Source organism: Mycoplasmopsis agassizii, assembly GCF_002276225.1.
Taxonomy (GTDB): Bacteria; Bacillota_I; Bacilli_A; order Mycoplasmatales; family Metamycoplasmataceae; genus Mycoplasmopsis_B; species Mycoplasmopsis_B agassizii_A.
This window is the reverse complement of sequence record NZ_NQNY01000003.1, coordinates 1-16,760: the sequence shown is the minus strand read 5'-3', so window position 1 is coordinate 16,760 and position 16,760 is coordinate 1. Positions and strand designations below refer to the sequence as shown.

Annotated in this window: 14 protein-coding genes; 1 reads left to right on the top strand and 13 read right to left on the bottom strand. The window is 25.9% G+C overall.

The annotated features are described in order from the left end of the window. Positions 1–156: 156 nt before the first annotated feature. From CJJ23_RS01160 to CJJ23_RS01140, 5 genes are read right to left on the bottom strand one after another with little or no spacing between them, the layout of a single operon-like run. The gene (locus CJJ23_RS01160) at positions 157–1,782 is read right to left on the bottom strand and encodes a PTS ascorbate transporter subunit IIC (protein ID WP_234805540.1); all 1,626 of its coding nucleotides are present in this window, start codon (positions 1,780–1,782) and stop codon (positions 157–159) included. A gap of 21 nt (positions 1,783–1,803) precedes the next feature. Beyond that, positions 1,804–2,082 carry a PTS sugar transporter subunit IIB gene (locus CJJ23_RS01155; protein WP_095334560.1) on the bottom strand — a complete coding sequence of 93 codons (279 nt, stop codon included), beginning with the start codon at positions 2,080–2,082 and terminating at the stop codon, positions 1,804–1,806. Positions 2,083–2,092: 10 nt separating this feature from the next. Continuing rightward, complete coding sequence (locus CJJ23_RS01150) at positions 2,093–4,054, bottom strand: transketolase family protein (protein WP_095334559.1); 1,962 nt, start codon at positions 4,052–4,054, stop codon at positions 2,093–2,095. Positions 4,055–4,057: 3 nt separating this feature from the next. Then, a complete protein-coding gene (locus CJJ23_RS01145; protein WP_095334558.1) occupies positions 4,058–4,489 on the bottom strand; it encodes a PTS sugar transporter subunit IIA in 432 nt (143 codons plus the stop codon). Next, on the bottom strand, positions 4,489–5,139 hold the full coding sequence (locus CJJ23_RS01140; protein WP_095334557.1) for a hypothetical protein: 651 nt from the start codon (positions 5,137–5,139) through the stop codon (positions 4,489–4,491). Before CJJ23_RS01140 ends, CJJ23_RS01145 begins: the two co-directional genes overlap by 1 nt. A 187-nt stretch (positions 5,140–5,326) precedes the next feature. On the opposite strand from CJJ23_RS01140, the gene CJJ23_RS01135 reads away from it, so the two are divergent. Then, on the top strand, positions 5,327–6,013 hold the full coding sequence (locus CJJ23_RS01135) for a hypothetical protein (RefSeq protein WP_095334556.1): 687 nt from the start codon (positions 5,327–5,329) through the stop codon (positions 6,011–6,013). Between the two features lie 36 nt (positions 6,014–6,049). Here the strand turns inward: CJJ23_RS01135 and CJJ23_RS01130 are convergent, their stop codons facing one another. From CJJ23_RS01130 to CJJ23_RS01095, 8 genes are all read right to left on the bottom strand, one after another. Then, on the bottom strand, positions 6,050–7,690 hold the full coding sequence (locus tag CJJ23_RS01130) for a hypothetical protein (RefSeq protein ID WP_095334555.1): 1,641 nt from the start codon (positions 7,688–7,690) through the stop codon (positions 6,050–6,052). Positions 7,691–7,939: 249 nt separating this feature from the next. Continuing rightward, the gene (locus tag CJJ23_RS01125; RefSeq protein ID WP_143823598.1) at positions 7,940–8,287 is read right to left on the bottom strand and encodes a DUF4357 domain-containing protein; all 348 of its coding nucleotides are present in this window, start codon (positions 8,285–8,287) and stop codon (positions 7,940–7,942) included. 35 nt (positions 8,288–8,322) lie between these two features. Further along, the gene (locus CJJ23_RS01120; protein WP_095334553.1) at positions 8,323–10,674 is read right to left on the bottom strand and encodes a DUF262 domain-containing protein; all 2,352 of its coding nucleotides are present in this window, start codon (positions 10,672–10,674) and stop codon (positions 8,323–8,325) included. A 419-nt stretch (positions 10,675–11,093) separates the two neighbouring features. Further along, positions 11,094–11,507 (bottom strand): CinA family protein, encoded by a 414-nt coding sequence (locus CJJ23_RS01115; protein ID WP_095334552.1) that lies wholly within the window; start codon positions 11,505–11,507, stop codon positions 11,094–11,096. 92 nt (positions 11,508–11,599) lie between these two features. Further along, entirely contained in the window at positions 11,600–13,957 is a 2,358-nt protein-coding gene (locus CJJ23_RS01110; protein ID WP_095334551.1) for a DEAD/DEAH box helicase family protein, read from the bottom strand. 3 nt (positions 13,958–13,960) lie between these two features. Beyond that, a complete protein-coding gene (locus tag CJJ23_RS01105) occupies positions 13,961–15,361 on the bottom strand; it encodes a site-specific DNA-methyltransferase (protein WP_272937917.1) in 1,401 nt (466 codons plus the stop codon). An 80-nt stretch (positions 15,362–15,441) separates the two neighbouring features. After that, a complete protein-coding gene (locus CJJ23_RS01100) occupies positions 15,442–15,732 on the bottom strand; it encodes a hypothetical protein (RefSeq protein WP_095334549.1) in 291 nt (96 codons plus the stop codon). A gap of 80 nt (positions 15,733–15,812) precedes the next feature. Further along, complete coding sequence (locus CJJ23_RS01095; RefSeq protein ID WP_095334548.1) at positions 15,813–16,418, bottom strand: DapH/DapD/GlmU-related protein; 606 nt, start codon at positions 16,416–16,418, stop codon at positions 15,813–15,815. Between the last annotated feature and the right edge of the window lie 342 nt (positions 16,419–16,760).

Here is a 16,760-nt window from a genome sequence, read left to right as displayed (position 1 = left end):
ATATTTTATAACTATTTAAAACATAATTAATAGTTTTTTCTTGCTAGATAAAATTAAGCATAAAAAACTTTTTTCAAAAAAATTTGCATTCTACTTGGTTTTTATAAGTTAAGGCAAAAGAAAATCAGCAAGTAAATTTGCTGATTTTTGTTCAATTTATTCAACTGAATCTGAAGGTTCAGTTGGTGCTTCATTTGCTGAAACTAGCTTAGAATTTTTAAAAAAGATTTTTCTATAAGTTAAATCTTTTTTATCCATGTAAAAGCGTTTGAATAAGCCTTCTAAAGATAATAAAACATAAATTGTAATTGGTATTCCTAAGACTAAACCTCTTGCCATATTGGTATTTGAAGCAACTAAAGTTCGATAACCTAAAACTCCTGGAACAATTCCGATTAAATAATCACTATCTCCTCAACCTAATGTTGAAGAAGGGCTTCAAGCAGTCATGACAAAGATTATTGGTACGAAAGTAATTATTAAACCATGAATAAATGGACCAATGATTGCTCCTAAAATACCACCTTTTGAATTACCAAAAACTCCTGATGTTGCCCCTAAGAAAAAGTGGGCAACTATCCCTGGAATAATCACAGGGGCAATGATAATTGCTCCGTTATTAACTACTCTTGATCCTGCTGCAAAACCAATTGTAATTCCAATGCCGACTAAACCTGCTCCAAACGAGGATAAAAAGCCTATTAAAACAGCATTTGGTGCATAAGGAAAGACAATTGGGCAATCTAGTCCTGCTTTAGAATTCTTGATTCACTTATCAGAAATTCCTTTGAAAGCAGGCACTAATTCACCAATAATCATGCGTACACCAAAAAGCATGATTTCTACTCCTGCTGCAAAAGTGAAAGCATCTAAAATGTTTTGCACTAATCAGTTTTTGGAAGCACTTGCTCCAAAAAGATTTGTTAAAGTTGCTGCTGTTGCTTCATTAGTTGCAGCTGTAATAGTTTTAACACCTGTTTGATACATAATCCCTTGAGGAATGTAAACAATGGCAAAGACAATTAACATTGTAATTGCCATTGAAGCAAAAGTATTTCTAAAAAATGATAATCATTTTGGAAACTTAATTTCTTCAGTTGATTTTACTTTACCTTTTTTAGAACGATAAATCATGTCGCCAATTAGCCCTGACATTACATAACCAATACTTCCTGTATGTGCCATTGAAATATCTTTAGCACCTGTAATTCTTTGTACATATTTAGAAGTTGCTGCACAAGAAATTACCATGTAGGTTGCCATAATTACTGATGAAGCAACTAAAGCAGTTGCATAATCAGAAGCAACATTTAAGTCAAAACCACTTAAAACCATCACGCCTGCTAACATTAAAGACATGTAAAATAACACGTGACCACTTAAGAAAATGTATTTATAACGACTAGTATATGCTAATAACAAGTTAAAGAGCATCGAAACAACCATGATGATTGATCCTAGTTGAGCAATTGCAGGGGCAATTTCAAATAATTGTCCTGCAAAAGCATCATTATTAGGAATCACACCTTGGACTTGGAATAAGTCAACAAATAAAACTTGAAAGTTAGATAAACTTCCTACTAAAACACCAGCACCTCCACCTAGGATTAGAAAGCCAGCGATAGTTTTAAATAAAGTAAGAATAATTTCTGTACCTTTTTTCCTTAATAGTAGTGAACCTATTAAGGCAAATAGTCCGATTAAAATTGCAGGTGTACCAATGAAATCTTTAAAGAAAGTTAAAAATCACGTACCTGCATCAATTTGTAAAGATTGATTCATTTTTATATCCTAATTAATGTCTTAAAGATTTTCTTTCAACTTTTGGATCAATTCTTCAGAATCCATTAAGTTCTTTAAAACTATTTTTTTACCATTTCCTGGATCAATGCTATCTGAAAGATCCTGTCCACAAATGATAATATCAAAACCTTGACTTGGTGAATAAGAATTTAAGTTTTGATGTGTTACTTGAAATTTAGATTCATCTAAATTTAAAGTTTTAATGGCTTTTTTAGTGTTCATCTCAACTATTAAAGATGAACCTAAACCCATGCCACAAACTGTTACGATTTTTTTCATAATACTCCTTTTATTTTTTTAGTCTAAGAAATTCTAAAATTTCTTTTACTAGATCTTTTGCTTGCAGTTTCAATTTATTAATTACATCATTAGGCGAAGCACTAAAACCAAAGTTATTAACACCTAACACTAAATCAGCATGTTTATATCAAGGCTGAGACGAGCCAAATTCAACTGCAATTACTTTTTTATTTCCTAGAATTTGTTTTTGATATTCAACACTTTGTTGCTTAAATAAATTTCATGAAGGAATTGAAATTATGTTAGTAATATAACCTTCATCTTTTAGTAAATCTTTTAATTGAAAAGTAATATCAACTTCACTACCACTAGCTAAAATTGTCAAATCATAATTAGGATCTTTTTCAATTAAATAAGCACCTTTATAAATTTCATCTTTATTTCCAAATTCTCTTTGTAAAAAATCTGCTCTGGAAGTAACGATTGTTACAGGTGTAATTTTTGAATTTAAAGCATAGTTAAAACTATGAATTGTTTCAGTTAAATTAGCAGGTCTAAATAAAACATGATTAGGTATTAATCTTAAACTTCATAGTTGTTCAACTGCCTGATGAGTTGGACCATCATAACCAACTGTAACTGTATCATGAGAGAAAATAGATGTAATTGGTGAATAAGAAATTGCTGCTAATCTTAGTGCTGCTTTTGAATAATCACTAAATACTAAAAAGGTTGAATTAATTGTTTTCATATTACTATGTAAAGTAATTCCCGAATTAATTGCAGTCATAGCAAATTCTCTAACACCCATATTTAAGTTAATTCCTAAACGATTATTAACATCATAAATAGAGCCTTTATTTACTCACATTTTAGTAGATGAAGCAAGGTCTGCTGAAGAGACAAACATTAGTTGATTATGCTCTGCTATAATTTGTAAAACATCACCTGAAACGCCCCGAATTGGGGCTTTTTCGTACTTTAATTTACTAAACCATTCTTCTTTGAAATTAATTTTCTTAGATTCTAAAAGACTTAAATTATGTTGCTTTTCTGAACTTAATTTTTTAAGATTTTCTTGATAGATTTTTAATTTATTTTTTCCTCGAATTTTTAGATCTTCAAAATCATTATAAACTTCTTCAGGAATTTTAAAAGGATCATAATTTCAATTTAAATATTTTTCAAGTTGTCTTAATTCTTCATCATTTAAAACTAATGAGTGACTTTTATTTGTTCCTGCATATTTAGTTTTAAAACCAATAGTTGTTTTCACTTCAATAATTGAAGGTTTATCTTTTGATTGTTTTGCTAGACTAATTGTTTCAGAAATTAGTTCATAATCTTCACCATCTTTTACAAGAAAATAATTAAATCCAAGAGCTTCAAAATATTCTTTTGTTTTAAAGTTCGTTGAACTTTCTACATTTGAATCTGATTGAATATCATTACTATCATAAATATAAATTAGCTTATTTAATTTATATCTACCTGCCAAAGAAAATGCTTCAAAAGAAATTCCTTCTTGTAAACATGCATCACCAAAAATACAATAAATATGATGATCAATTAAATTTTCATCTTTAAAATGAGTATTTAATTTAGATTCACTTATAGCCATACCTGTAGCTATTGCTACACCTTGACCAAGAGGACCTGTTGATGCATCTATACCTTTAAAAATAACATTTTCAGGATGTCCTGCAGTAGTTGAATCTATTTGTCTAAATCTTTTTAGTTGTTCAATATTAGCATCTTCAAATCCTGCTAAATGCATTGTTGCGTAAAGCAAAGCACTGCCGTGTCCTGCACTTAAAATTAAACGATCACGATTTAAAAAATCTGGAGTTGAAGGTTCCGCAACAAAATGATTTTTAAATAAAGCATACATAATTGGTGCTGCTCCAAGTGGCATTCCTGTATGTCCACTTTTGGCTTTATTTACCATTTGAGCAGATAAGACTCTAATAGCAGAAATACTTTTATCTGATAAATTTTTATTTGATTTCATATTTTAAATTTCCTTTAAAAGTTGATGAATTTCATCAACTGTAGTTGCGTTAATTATTTGAGAGGTCAAGTTTTTGTTTTCGTTAAATACTGTTACAAATTTTTGAAGCATATCAATATGATCATTAGGTCTTGTTGTGCAAAGAGTGAATAATAGTTTTACTTGGTGCTCAGTTTTGTCACTAAAATTAACAATATTTTTGTACACTACTAAAGATAAACCTACTTTACTTACATTTTCTTGTGGCAATGCATGTGCTAATGCTAAAAGTGGTGCTATTACATAGTAAGGTCCATATTTATTTGTTGCATCAATAATTGAATCAGCGTATGTCATTTGACAATATTTTTTATTTTCTAAGAGTTGAACTCCTTCTTTTAGTGCATCAATTCAATTTAATTTTTGCTCTGAAATTTTGATCAGATCTTTTTCCATTAGATAAATTCCTTTCTTAAATTTTTTAGGTTGTTTTTAAAATCATCATTTTTAAGCAAGATACTACCAACAATACAAAAATCAATCAATGCACTTAATTTTTTTAGATGAATATTTCTAACCGAGCCATCAACCATAATTTTGCCTTGATAGTTTTGATAATGTTTTTTAAAGTCCTGAACTTTTTTAAAAACATTTTCATCAAATGTTAAATTTGTTTTACCTAGTTTAGATACTGACATAAAATTTATTAAATTTATTTGATCAATATGATTACTAATTTTTGAAAAGTCATCGTCTAGTTCAACTGTTATTCCTACAAATAAATTCTTAGACTTGAGCAAAGCAATGTATTTTTGAATATTATTTAAATATTTATAATGCGCATTAACATAAGTGTTTTTACGTTCATTAATTTGCATAATAATAGCTAGTGGATTAGCACTCATAATGTGGTAATCAAAAGTTATATCTTCTGCATCATAGTTTAAATTTATAAGTGATAAGTCATTTTCTGAAGTGATTGTTCCATCGGTTAAATCAAGATGAAAATGATTAAAGCCTGAATCGATTAACCTATCAACAAGCTCCTTTGGATAATCTAAATTTGTCTTGTTTTTTGCAGCTGAAACACTTGGTATAAGAATCATTTAACTTGCTAATTAAGCCTTAAAATAAGCCCAAAAGCCCTCCTAATATAATCAAATTATAGAGGTTGGGCGTTTTTTTTTTTTTTTGTTTGCAAATCTTAAAAATGTGAAAAAACACTCACATTTTTAACCGATTTTAGTAATTTTTAAACTTTTAACTACAAAAAATTTATAATTTTATCCACATATGGGAACAACAATTTTTACAAATAATACTAGTCCAGGAGATATTGCAGTCTATTTTTTTATGGCTTTATTCGTTGTCATAATTGCTGCTTTAATTCTTTGAACTAAGGTAATTAAAAAGACTAAATTTTCTTATACTTCTTCTAATTTAATTAAAAGATATAAAAGACATAGAATGCTAATTAGACTAACTAAAGAACATGTCTTAACTAGTTACTATACTAACTTTGTAATCACTGGTAACTATACATATTTAGCAGCTATTAAAAAAATAGCAATTGGCAAAAATGCTATTTATTTAATTGCTAATCCTTTAGAAAAAAACATTCATGATGTTTTAACTAAAAGTGGCTCATTTATAACAATGTCAAAAAAGGGTGAAAAATTAATTCATCCTGAGTTAGATTTATTTATTAAGGCAGCAAATGAATTTAAAAGTGCTTTTAAAGTAAATGAACAAGTTAAAGTTATTATACCTTTTACAAATGCTAGTATGAATTCTAAAAAACTTCGTAATATAGAGTTCATTGCTGAGCATAATTTATCTAAATATATTTTAGATATTGAAAAGGATCCTAGTGTAGATGATTATGAAGTGGTTAAAGACATTCATGAACAACTAAGTAGAAGTATTAAGTTTTTAAAAACCCACTTATTTATAACATTTAAAAATAAGTGGGGAATGTAAGAAAAAATACGGTATGTTGAAATCTCCGTATTTTCTTTATTTTATTGGTTTCATTTCTGAAAGCAATACACCTTTTACTTTAAAATAAGCAGGACCTTGTCTTTCTGATCTTTTATATCCATATCTTGGTAATAATTCTTTTGCCAAACCAGATGTTGATCAAATTTTGTTATCTCACTCTACCTCGAATGAAGAAACTATTTTTGGTTTGATATTTTCATCTTTTACAAATGTTATTAAATCACCGTTTTTTAATCCTAAAATATAAAAATTAATTCTCTCTTTCAATACTATCTTGGGTTTCTTATTTTTGTTACTGACAAAATCAAGATCTTTTAAAAATTTACCGTTATAAAGAAAATATGCTGAACCATTTCTTTCAACGTTTTGTCAACCATTTAATGTTAGAAAAATTCTTGCAAACGTAGAAGGTGTTGCTATTCTATTTTCATGTTCAACATGATATTGTGAAACAACTTTTGCTTTTTTACTTTCATCAAATTTGAAGGTGATGATATCACCATTTTTTAAACCTCTTGCATAAAGATCAAATTCTGTAGATCTGATATTATTTGGTCCGGCTGTTGCCTGAGTATTTATTGCATTTATACTCGAATTACTTTGTTCCCCTTTTAATGAACTTTTTTCATCACTACTTGTACTTGAAAAATCATAGTTAGTATTTTTATTAGTAGATACTTGTTCTAAATCATTTAGTAAAACACCTTTATATTTGAAATATTCTGGTCCTTTTTGTGTTTGATTATTTAATAGTTTTCTTACTAATCCTGTTAAAGTATAATTATTTTCCTCATAACTAACTCGATGTTCAGAGATAACTATTGGTTGAATAGATTCGTTATGTAAAAAAGATATTAAATCACCATTTTTTAATCCCCTTGAATAAAAATTGAATCTATTTGAATTTTGTTCAAATTCATCAGTTTTATCATATGTAATTTCAATTTCTTTGGTAGTAGTTCTCTTAAATAAGCCTGCTTGATTGTTATTTGGTATTTCTCTTAAAATTTTTCCGTTGAATTTAAAATAGGCAGGACCATCTGCTGATTTTTTCTTCAATAATTTTTTAGCAAGTCCTGATGTTGTTCAGAGTTGATTATTGTAATAGACTTTTCTATCTGAGACTACAATTATTTCCAGTGATTCATCATAAATATATTGAATTTTATCGCAAGTTTTTATACCTTTTGAATGAAAATCAAAACGTTCACTTCTTTCTATTGCTTTAGTACCTACAGAATTTTGTTCTTCTTGATCATCATCCTCATCATCTTCACTATTTTCTATTAAATCAGTTTGATTTTGGCATTCTTCTTTCATTGTTAAAAATTCATCACTAAAATGAAATTCAATATTTGGGTAAGATTGTGAAAGAATATCTATTGTTTTTAAAATTGTTTCATTTGTGACTTTATAAATATTTGAATTTTGACTCGTTCTGAATAAGCTTAATAAAATTGATAAAAATAACTCAATATCTTTATATTCTGCTGTCCTTAAAGTAATAAATAAATAAAATTCTGATGGGTTATCAGTGTTTAAATATTTTTCACTTTTTAAATCTGGTAGTGTTTTTCCTGATTCAATTTTTAAATAATCTTTTTGTCAACCCTTATTCTTTAGTATATATAGGTATCCTTTTTGATTGTTGTTCATAATCTATTTCCTTTAAAAGTTAATAAAATTTTTTCTTTTTGATTATACATGGATAAACCAAAAAGATTTTTTAATTTGTTTGTAGAGATTGTAATTTATTTGAAAAAAGTTTTATAACCAACTGATCGTATTAAAAAAAGTTTCTGCTAGTCAGAAACTTTTGAATATAAATGCAATAAAAAAACATTATAAGATATTTCAGTGTTCAAAAAGTTTTTTAATTAGATATGTTCTTTACTTTTTAAAATCTTAATAAAAAAGTTCCTTTATTGTTTTATTTTCATTATTTTTTCATTCTACTTTTCCGTTATTTACCCTACCAAGTATCAATTCTCCAGAGGTTGATGGATCAAGTGTAACACTATTTTCTAAAAATACATATTTGCCATTTTTTAATGCAATTCTGTTATCACTGATTAAATTATATATTTTTTTAATAATATTTCTAACTCGTGCTTTATTTTTAACTTTTGGGTCCTGTAATTTACTAATCACACTCTCATCAATTACTGAATTTTTTAAAATTATAATCATTTTTTCTTTCGTAAAACAACCGAATGCACCCTTTAGATAAACTTTTCTATCATCACTTTGCAAAGTATTATTGTCAAAAACATATGATTCATTATTTTTTACATTTTTAAAATTGTCTTTTTTAATTCAAGTTTGGAATCCATTATTAATATTTTTTTATTTCTAAATTTATTATCTATTGTTTCATCATCTTTATCTTTTCATAAAAATCAACCATCACCGCGAGATGAAAATCCATTAATTAATACAGTTGCCTGAGTGACAGACAATGCAAAACTATCTTCAACAAATTCCCATTTACCATTCTTATTTTCAATTTTATTCTCACTAAGTAATTTATTTCAAATATTTTTAGTCCACATTATGTAATCTTTTAAATCATCTTTTTTATGAATCTCAATTACTGTGTTTTCATCTATTGTCGCACCTCTAAATATTATAATTTTTTGGGTTTTTTCATCTGTTAAATAACCTATAATAGTCTCATTATTCCTTTTTAAATAAATAACTCTATCTTCGTGTATTAATAACTTCTTATCAACTATATTACTTTTTGATTCTGTTTGTTTTTTAATTAAATTAGTATCATATGATTCGACAACGCTTTTCTGGACATTTTTTTCTTGACTAGTTTGCAAACTTTGTCGAAATATATTTTTTACATTATTTTTGTCACTAATAGTGTTAACTTCATAACTATTCTTTGATTTTACATATGGATAAATATCCAAAAATCTTGCTATCAGTTCATTGCTACGTTCTTTGATTTTGTCTTTATTTCATTTTTTATCTTTTTCCACCGATAACACTAAATCTTTTGTTATATTAAGTAATGTCTTATCATCATTTGATTGATATTTTTCAATTTTATCTTTTCAAATTAAATTACTTGCAATAGTATTTTTTTCAGGATCCAAAAGTGTTAAATTACCTATTGTTCTAATTATGTTCATGTATTCAAAGCCATCATTAAGTTCTTTTTTTCAATCTTCGGTTGGTTTTACAGGTGCAAAGTGCTCTAATTGCCACTTATCAAGAGAAGATATATTTAGATTTTTGTAAAACATTTTTTCGATCTTTCAAAGTAATCATTTTGCATCGTTTTCGTCATTAACATTGAAAGACTTGTTTTTTAATACACCAATTATTTGATCATTATTAGGAATAGCTTTTGCAGTGCCAATGTTATTATTGATTAATACATAAGTTACTATGTCTATAATGTTTTTGTAATCATCTCCTCTTTGTTTAACTACATTCTTTATTTTTTCTAAAAAAAGAGGAAATGCATCTCTGTCACCACCATGATTTCCATTAAAATGCCTTCTAATTTGATAGGTATTTATTACGCTTAAAACTCCATAAAAGTAATCATCATTTATTTTTGTATTGTGGTATAAATCATAAAAATATAAAATAAGAGGTGCTGAATTTCCATTCTGAAATTTTCTTATGTCTTCAATTATCTGTTCCCTTTCATTATATTTTTTACTTTTCATATTGCCTAAAATATTTGATTTATCATCATAATATAATTGTTTATATAAATCTAGGTACTTAGTGATTTTGCGTAAAGCATAGTGTTCTTTTTCTCTTTCAAATCGAGTTTCTTTTTCTCAATATTTTTTAAGCTCGCTGTACAATTCATCATCCTGTTTTGGATATCTATAGTTAACTGAAGCAAGATAATATCTTAAAAATTTTTCCATTTCTTTTGAATTGTTAGTAAAGTGTTCATCTAATTTTTCTCAATATTTTTTATATATCTCCACCTGCCCTTCTTTATCCTTGTCCATCATAATAAAATTTCGAAATAAGTCTGACTGACTTAATTTTCTTCCTCTTGCATTGATACTCTCATATATTTGTTGTTCGTTGTCTTTATTTTTTTCTAGTTCGATATTAACAATTACAAATCGCTTCAATGCATTTAAAACATTAGTAGTGCTTCCTACTTTTTCAATTAGAGTTTGCAACTCGTTTTTAAAATAATTAAAATTTCTAATTATTTTACTTTGGTTATCAGTATTTCTTTGATCATACTCTCTTCACATTAAGGTTTCATACGCCTTGATATCAGGATCATAAAGAGATAACCTGCTTGTCTTATCATCTCCACGATACTCATCTATTTTATTTAATAGATAAGATGTTAGATTCTTATCACCCGAAATTTTGTATAGTGCATGAATGATTAAAAATAACGTTATAAGCCTTTGCTGCCCATCCACGATAAAAAGTTTTTTACCATCTTCGCTTTTTGAATAAACTATGGTACCTAAATAATGAGTCTTTGTATTACTTTCGTCATCAATCAAGGATTTAAGATTTTCCATAAGTGGTTCTAGTTGTTTCTTATCCCACTCATATTTTCTTTGAAAAACTGGTATAACAAATTGTTCACCTACATTTTTTATAAATTCCATTATTGTTCTTGATTCTGCATTCATATAATTATCAATTCCTTTTTTATTTAAATTTTATTTAAGAAAGCAAGATTTTTTGACTGATTTGTGCACAGCATTATAAAAAACAAATTTTTAAATTGAACAGCTTAATTCTCGTTTGCAAGGTGACATCTTAATGTTAGGCAATTTCAACTTATTATTTTTTTAAAATTACTAAAAACTAAACCCTGCAAATTATTCTCTTAATTTTGTATATAACTTTTGTTGCATTAATATTTTGTAATTTACAAAAGTTTACACTTTGTGAATTATATCGAAAAAGATTTATAATTTTTAATTTCAGTTTTTACTACACATATTGATAATCAATAGTGATGAATTAAAAAAACCAAATTCAGAAAACTTGATTTTTAATTAATATTTTTAAGTTCTATTTCTATTTCGAAAAAAATATAGATATTTTATATATTTCAACTATTTAATTTATCCAATACAAAATCTACAGCTTGTTCTCTAATTGAATCTCTTGTGCCTTCAAAATCTATTTCAAAAACTTCTTTATTAAAAGCAATAAAGACCTTTCCTACTTTTTGATTATCTAATGCAGAAGGTCCAGCATTACCTGTAATTGCAATTGCTAAATCTACTTTAAATTTTGTTTTTGTAACCATTGCCATTTGTAAAGCAACATCTTTATTGATTACACCTTTAGAAGTATCAATATTAAATAATTCTTTTATTTCATTTTGATAGGTAATTAAACCACCTTTATAATATTTACTAGCTCCAGGTATTTGTGTAATTCTAGCAGCTAAAAGTCCACCTGTCATTGATTCAATTGTGGCAATTGTAAAGTTATATTTAGTTTTGGTCATTACTTTATAATACAATTAATTGACTGATTTAATCAGTTTCAATTAAATAATTTTTAGAACTGAAATTATTTAATTGTTTTCTTATTAGAAAATTAAATTAAATTTTCTTCTTCAAAACTTAATCCATTTGTATCTATTTCTAAAAGTTGTTTTAAAATTGATGAAGTATTAGTTACTGTGTTTTGTATTTTTTTAGGTATATAACCATTATTAAAATTTGCAAAATGTTCGTAATTAATTGGTTCATTTGAATTAGTGGTCTTTGCAATGCTAATCATGATATGAGAAAATCTTTTGTTATTTCTAGATGATTCATTTTCAAACATTTTCTTATAATATTTTTGTAGTAATTTAGTTTTATCTTTATTAATATCATTTTCAGATTTAACTTCAATGTATCAAATAATGTTGTTAGGACATTTGATCATAAAGTCAAAATAACTATATCTAATTTTATAATCGTTATCTAAATATTCACCCGATATATTTGCACTTGTTAAGTTCTTACCTCAAAAAGTAATATTGTTTTTGCCGTCTTCATTACTGCTATTTATTTTATCAATAGCTTCTAAAACTTCATAAAATATTGCTTTTTCGGGTTTTGAATCTAAATGTAATTCCTTATTCATTTCTCCGTTTAATTCAATATTAAAAAAATATTTTGAATCATGAAAAATTTTTACATCTAAATTATTATTACTTTTTTCACTAACTTCTAAAATCTTATTTGGTTCATATGTTTTATATTCAACATTAAAATTGGGCTCAAATTTTTGATGATGTTTAAAAATATCTTTAATTTCATTTCAAAAATCATTTAGAATAACCCACTGTAAATGTTCTAATTTAAATTTAAGTTCTTTACTTAAATAATCAGTTTTATAAAATTCATCATATGATTCAAAAATAGTTTTACTAATTAAATTAAATTTGTCTTTTTTTGAATTTGCTAATCTTTCAATTTCTCTTAGAACTAGAAAAGGGCTTTTGATAGAATTATAAATATGAGATGAGGAACTAGAAAATTTTCTAAATTCATTTTCTAAAAAGTACTTACTTGCATAAGCAATTATTCTGCGTTTATTATCTTTTAAAAATATTTTTATTTTTTCTAAAACAGTTTTTAATTTTAATGATCCAGATTTTTCAAGTGCTTCATAATTAGTAATTTTAATTACAGGTAAAACTTCATTTTTAAATTGATCTTTTACTTCATATTGATAATAATCAAAATCTGATTTATCATTTTCCTTATTTGAATAAATATAATATTTATTTGTTATTTCATTATTTGAAAGATCACTTAAAGGATTGCGCTTTATTCTACCTATTGTTTGAATAGTTAATTTTTCTGAAATAACTTCTCTTAATTGAGTTAGCATACAGGCTCTAGGTATATCTCAGCCAGTTGCTGCTCCTACTTTGAAAATAATGACATCTATTTCACTATTAGGAATTGATAAATCTGTTAACTTAAAATTGGCTTTTAAGTTAACGTTTGAATCTACATTACTTTCTCCAAAATATTTAACTCATGTCAAATTATAATCTTCAATTGTTTTAATAATATTTGCTATTGCTTCATGATGTTTTTTATTTTCCAATGGTTTACTTTTTAAATTAGGTTCATTTTCAACTTGAATTAATAAAGCAGGTCTGATTTCTCCAAAATCATCTTTTAAAGATTTATATTCTTTTTGAATTTTTTTAAATTTTGAAAGTGATTCAATTAAAAGATTTTGTTGTTCATAATTTTTATTAGGATTAATAATAAACTGTGGATTATTTTTAAGTAAAAATTTTCCATCATTTTGATTTATATCATTTAAATCTGAAGGTTTTATTTCTACAAATTTTACATCTGGTGATCTATTTGGTGTTGCTGTCATTTTTAAAATAAAATCAGCATCATGCTCCATTATTTCTTCAAACTTTTTTAACTCTTTATTATATTGAGCATTAGTTTTTGAACCAATGTGTGCCTCATCTCTAATATAAATTAATTTATTACCTTTGTTTTTCACTTGATTAATAAAGTCTTTAAATATTTCCTGATCTTGAAATAAAGTATTATTCCCAAAGGATGCTTTTCCAAAAATATATAGCTTGTTGTCAACAAGTTTGATATTGTAATTTGCATCAGAATTTTTATTTTTTGAAGGTGAAAGTATGTGTTCTATTTCAAATTTTGAATAAGAAAAATTCTTTTTATATATTCTTAATTTCTTTTCAAAAGCAGCAGGTAAATCTCCACTAGAAACAGTGGCAATAATAAAAGTAAAATTATTAGTTGAATTATATTTTTCTAAAATTTTAGAAACTATGTGACCAGCCATTAATGTTTTACCACTACCTGTAGGTGCTTTAAAATCAACTTTTATTTTTTCATCTATTTTAAAATAATCGACAATTTGGTTAACTGCTTTTTCTTGAATTCTAGTTAATTCCATTGCTTAATCGTTTCCTTCATTTTCATCTTTATAAGGAGATAATGAAGATAGTTCATAATATATATTTCAATTATTTTTCTTTTTTCATTCAGGGTTAAGTTTAATAAAATTTTCTTCTGCATTAATTTTTAATTCCCTTGCTTTATCAAAATCATTGACAGTTAATTTTGAAGTTTTTACTTCAAAAACATTAACTAAATTATTTTCTAAATATTTAGTTTGCTTATTAAATTCTCATTTGATAGTTTCACCATTAGAGCCTTTTCCTTTAATAATTCGATATATTCTTTCTCGAGTAATATCTTCACCTATATTATTTTGATTATTAGTTACTAAAATAAATTTACGATTACCATCATCTTCTTGATTAAGTTCCATTACAGCTTGTGCAGTTGTTCCTGAACCTGCAAAAAAATCTAGAATAGTTATATCTTTACGACTTATTAGTTTAATTAAATTTTTAATTAATGATACTGGTTTTGGATAAGGAAATAAGTTTTCACTTTTTGAATTTTTGGGAGTGAGAATTTTCTTTAATGTGTCACTTCCTGTGCTTTTAAATTTTAAAACTGAATCTTGTGTCACATTTTTAAATTCATTTAAATATCTTTTAAAATTTGGAGTAGTTGTTTCATCGACTCCAAAAATTAAATTACCTTTTTTAATATGTTCTTGCATAGTTTCTTCGTTATAGCGCCAACCATTTTCGGGAACTCTTACAGGTTTTTTTGTAACAGGATGAAGCACATCATAATTTTTAATTAAGTTAGAATTTTCACTTTTTAATCCCCCAACATCACCTCTACTATAGACAACAAATTTATTAGTTTCAGAATCAATTTCAAAGTTATTAAAATTTAAAACTCCTGACAAAAGATTTTTGTTAGATCTTAAATATTCTTTAAATTCTTTAGTTGCATTTTTCAAAGATGATTGATGATCAGAATCATCTTTTAAATATTTATGATTTAACTTTTCTAAAAAATCATTTATTTCCTGATAACCATTTTTACTAATTCTAAAATAATTAAGTTGCTGAATAACATATTTATTTTTTGCATAACATAAAATGTATTCATGAATATTTGAAGTTGTTTTTGATAATCCTTTATGTTCGCTTTTATATCAAATGAAATTCTCGACAAAATTATCTTCACCAAAAATTTCATCCATTAAAACTTTTAAATATGCTTGTTCATTATCATCGATTGAAATAAAAATTAGCCCTTCTTGGGAAAGAAGTTGCTTAGCTAATTTTAATCTTTCGTTCATCATATTTAATCAGCCATCTCTTGAAAATTTATCTCTATAAATAAATTTACTTGGCTTTGAATCAAAATCATCTTTATAATCATTACCATCTTTTTTAGATGATTCTGTATTGTAAGGAGGGTCAATATAAATTAAGTCAATTAATCCTTCACCGCTATTATCTACGTGGGTGATTAAAAGATTTTTTAAGGCATCATAGTTTTCGCCAATGATTAAACTGTGTGTGTGTGTGTGTGTGGAGTAATACTATTTTCCAAATTTATGGATAAATTTGGATTATGTTCAATAATTGAAATTGCATTATGATTAATTTCAGGTGCTGCATCAAAAACAAAACCTGTTCTTACTCTTTGAATAATAAGTTGATAAATTTTATCAAGTGATTTTGCGCTAGCATTATCAATTATTTCTTTAGCGATTGCTTTTTGTTCGTTGTTAAAAGATGATTTTGCGATTTCATCTATCTTATTTTTATAGATTTGTTTTTGTTCTTCAACTGTCATTTAAATTACCTCTTTACATTGATTTAGATTACTTTAAGTATATTAAAAAAACTGCTTAAAAAGCAGTTTTGTCTATTATTTTATTCTTGTTCTTCATCAAGAATATAATCTTCTACATCATGTTCAATCACTCTAACTACACTTGCAGGTATACCTGCAACAACTGTATAATCAGCAACATCTTTAGTAACAACTGAACCTTCTTCAACAATTGATCATTTACCTAAAGTAACACCTGCTGAAATCACCGAATTAGCACCAATTTTAACGTGTTCTTTTAAAACAATTGGTGCATATTTATGTTTGCTATGATCTTTAGAATATGAACCTTGACTAAGTGTAGTTAAAACAACATTATTACCGATATAAGAGCCTCTTCCTATAGTGATTCCTCCTTGATCTTGAAAACGACAATTTGCATCAATAAAGACATTCTTATAAATTGTAATGTTTTTGCCAAAATCTGTATAAAAAGGTGCAAAAATTCTAAAGTTGTCATCGATATCTTTACCTATTAATTGACTCATTAAATTTTGTAATTCTTTAGGTGTATGATAATTATTATTGATTTCATTAGTTAAGATATATGCATCTCTACGTAGTTTTCTTAAATATGATTCTATTTTAGAATCACTAGGTTGATCCGTTTTAAAACTATTAATTACATCTTCAATTGTTACTCTCATAATTTTCCTTTTTGTTTTTAAATTAATCTAATAAATTTAGTTTTAAATATTGTTTAGAATTTCAAGATACTAGCTGGTTAAAACTATTTTTAGATATTGAAAAATGTTTTTCAATATCAATGATTATATTCCTAACTTGTGTTAATTAAATTATAAATAAAAAGCAAATAAAATTTTCAATTCTAAAATTTATAAATTTTTTCGTTTATCCATTTTTTAAAACTTCAAAATTTAAGTTAATAAAAAACTGCTTAAGAAAGCAGTTCCTAGAGTGTTCTAATAACTGCAACTCTTACATTTTTATTTTAATGGACTTTCATTCGAAAGTTCATTTTTATTATT